Source organism: Pedobacter sp. 01N416, assembly GCF_056399685.1.
Genome location: NZ_JBFTRT010000542.1, coordinates 1 through 3,441 on the forward strand (window position 1 = coordinate 1; position 3,441 = coordinate 3,441).

The 3,441-nt window shown below is 38.1% G+C and carries 2 protein-coding genes; both read right to left on the bottom strand.

The window, feature by feature from the left end:
- On the bottom strand, positions 1-1,673 hold a 1,673-nt coding region (locus tag AC1DND_RS23175; RefSeq protein ID WP_477584949.1), incomplete at its 3' end, for an ABC-F family ATP-binding cassette domain-containing protein.
- Between the two features lie 133 nt (positions 1,674-1,806).
- The coding region (locus tag AC1DND_RS23180; RefSeq protein ID WP_477584950.1) for an AsmA family protein at positions 1,807-3,441 on the bottom strand (1,635 nt) is incomplete at its 5' end.

The following is a 3,441-nucleotide window of genomic DNA, read 5'->3' on the forward strand; positions in this document are numbered from 1 at the left end:
GCTGTATTTGGCGTAACAACTTTTGGCTGTTCCTTTTTCTCAGGCATTTTAACCGGAATGGGTTTAGCCACAGGAATTATTCTTTTGCTATTCCATTCTTCATATTCGGCATAAGTACCAGGATACTGTTTAATTTTTCCGCCTTCGATAAACCAGATTTTGTTGGCCACATTATCTAAGAAATACCTATCGTGAGATACTGCAATAAAAGTACCTTCAAACTGCTCTAATGCTTGAATCAGGATATTAACCGATTGGATATCCAAGTGGTTGGTAGGCTCATCCAGAATCAGGAAATTCGAATCTGTTGTTAATGATTTAGCCAGGGCCACACGCGATTTTTCTCCTCCCGAAAGCACTTTGATTTTTTTGAAAACATCATCGCCGGTAAAAAGGAAACAACCTAAAATACTACGTAATTCGGTATCGCTATGTTTTGGGGCAAATGCCTGTAATTCTTCTAAAATCGAATTTTCTAAATGCAGTGATTCTAATTGATGCTGCGCAAAGAAAGTGGTGGTAACATTATGACCAGTTTCACAGAAACCTTCGAATTTTTCGGTTCCGGCAATCATTCTCAATAAAGTAGATTTACCCTTACCGTTTGCACCGATCAAGGCAATTTTATCACCTTTTTCAATTACACCTTCTGCATCATCTAAAATATGCACATTTGGATAGCTCTTATTGGCGTGCTCTATACGCACCACGTGCCTGCCTGATGGTTTAGAAAATTTGAAAGCGAAATTTACGGTCGGATTATCATCATCTACATCATCAATACGCTCCATCTTATCTAAAGCTTTCATCCGCGATTGTGCCATTTTAGCCTTACTCGCCTTCGCTTTAAAACGCTCAATTAAACGCTCTTCCTGCTTTATTTTAGCCTGTTGGTTTTTAAATTCGCCCTTTTGAATTTCCCCACGTAAGGCTTTTTCTTCAACATAGAAGCTATAGTTACCCGCATATACGGTTAATTTTCCTTTGCGCGATTCGACTGTACGGTTTACAATTTTATCTAAGAAATACCTATCGTGAGATACGATTACAATGGCACCTTCAAAACCCATTAAATAGTTTTCCAACCATTTAATAGAAGGTAAATCCATGTGGTTGGTAGGCTCATCCAGCAATAGGATATCAGGAGTTTGCAGTAATATTTTAGCCAGCATTACACGCATACGCCAACCTCCCGAGAAGGTATTTAACGGGCGCAATTGGTCTGCTGTACTAAAACCTAAACCAGCTAAAATTTCGTTTGCCCTGTATTCGATGTTATAGCCATCTAAAGCTTCAAACTCTTGCTGTTTATCGCTTAATTTAAATAAAATCTCTTCGCTATAATCCGTTTCGATTTTTTTAAGCAGTTCCTCAATCTCATCATGCAATTGGTTTTGGCGCTCAAAAGCTTCCATGGCCACATGCAAAATGCTATGGTGCGAATCGTAAGAAAGTAAATCCTGGTTTAGGTAGCCAATTTTCAGGTCTTTAGACATGGAAACAGTACCCGAACTCGGTGCATATTCGCCTACAATTATTTTTAAAAGTGTTGATTTTCCTGTTCCATTGGCTCCGATTAAGCCAGCTCTGTCGCCAGGTTTAATGTGCCAGTTCGCGTCATCGTACAAGGCCCTTGAGCCAATCAGGAAGGTTAAATTATTTATTGAAATCATTTCGGCTGCAAAAGTACGAAATTTAAAGGCTTTTTTCAGGTCGAAAATCAAATAGGATAAGCCAGTGGTTTTGCTTTAGCTTTTTGGAAAAGCAATACAGCAACCGTTTAAGGCTTGTCCTTTGTTAATAGCGCTATTTATTTTCTCCCGTTTCTTCCAGCTTGCCTTCTTTATTTCTTTTCAGTTTCACAATCGGTTTTTCTTGTGTGCCTGTTACGCTCAATGGGATGCCAAATAAACCAAAAGGAGGGAGGCCTAAGCGGCCGCTCAAGTTTAACCTGCCATCGAAGCTCACCTGACCTTCGAAACGTGGCCTGAAACCTGCCACCTTCATTTTGGTCTGTTCGATGGTGATAATATTGTTTTTGATGGTCGATTTTATCTGAACATCAGATAAATCAGGATTGGTTAAACTGTCTCTTTTTGTCTCTTTACTCACGGCATTCATCATTTTGAAGCCCATTAAACTTACTTTTTTCAAGCTCAGTACGCCTCCGCCTTTCAACGATGGATATACCGGAAACATTTCTGCATTCAGTTTTCCTGAGAGTTGATAATCTAAGCCAACGACACCTTTTACTTTCGATGCCGAGCTGGCCATTTCTCTAAACAGCTTAATTTCTTTGTAGGCCCTTGCGATATCAAATTCTTTAGCGGTAAGGTGGAAATCGAATAAGCCTGTTTTTGTACTTGTGCTCTTGTAATTCGCATCCATATCAACCTGTGCCCCCGCAATATTGAAACCCGCTTGTTTTAGGGCAAGTGTTCCATTATTTAAAGACATTGTTCCTTTTGCATTCTTAATATTTAGGCCGTTATAAATAACATCAGCAACATTTGCAGCAAAATTAACATTCAAATTATCGGGGATAATGATCACACCCTTTGCTGTGGTCGAAGTTGTTTTAGGTGTATTGTCTGCATAAACCATAAATTCATCCGCATATATTTTTTTACTGATCAATTTAAAATCGCCTGTAAGCTTGGCTTTTTCATTTAAAACGTAATTAATTACATTGCTTAAGCTTCCATTCAGTTGAAAATCAGACTGCCCATAGGTAGCATTGAATTTATCAAAATTCATTTTATCCTGATGAAAAGAAAATACACCGTCTTTGATTAAAAAGCTTTTGGGGAATAAATCTGATTGAAGATTTAAGTCTTTAATGCCTAAACTGCCGCTATTTTGTAATTTGTTGTATCTACCGGCGAGTGCATCACTTTGTAATCCTTTAAATAAAACATCTGTGAAAATTAAACCGTTAACCTGATAACCTTTTACCCCGAATAGCTTATATATTTTGCCAATGTCTATTGTTCCTTTTGATGAAACACTATAAGCAATATTTTCGAAATTATGCACATTGGCCTTCAGTGTAAAAGGCTGCCCGCCCATTCGAAAGGAAATGGGTTTAATGTTTAATTTGGTGTTTTTTAAAGTGCCATCGTTGTTGGTTAAATCGGCATCAACCTGGATGTTGTCCATGGCATAATTAAAGTTTCCTGTCACTATTCTACCATTGTTAAGTTTAATGGATGCCGTGGTAACAGGAAAAAGCTTTTTCGCTTTATTAAAAGGGCCATTGCTTTGCAGATCAATATTCAATAAGCCATTCAGTTCGTARCCTTTTATCGGGTAAATATTCTTCAGATCGTCAAAATTGATTACCGATTTAAGCTGAACAGTCAAAGGCATATTTTCTGCGGTCTGCAATTTTGCATACCCTTTGATATAATTCCTTAAGGCCTGGATATCGATGTTCTCGAT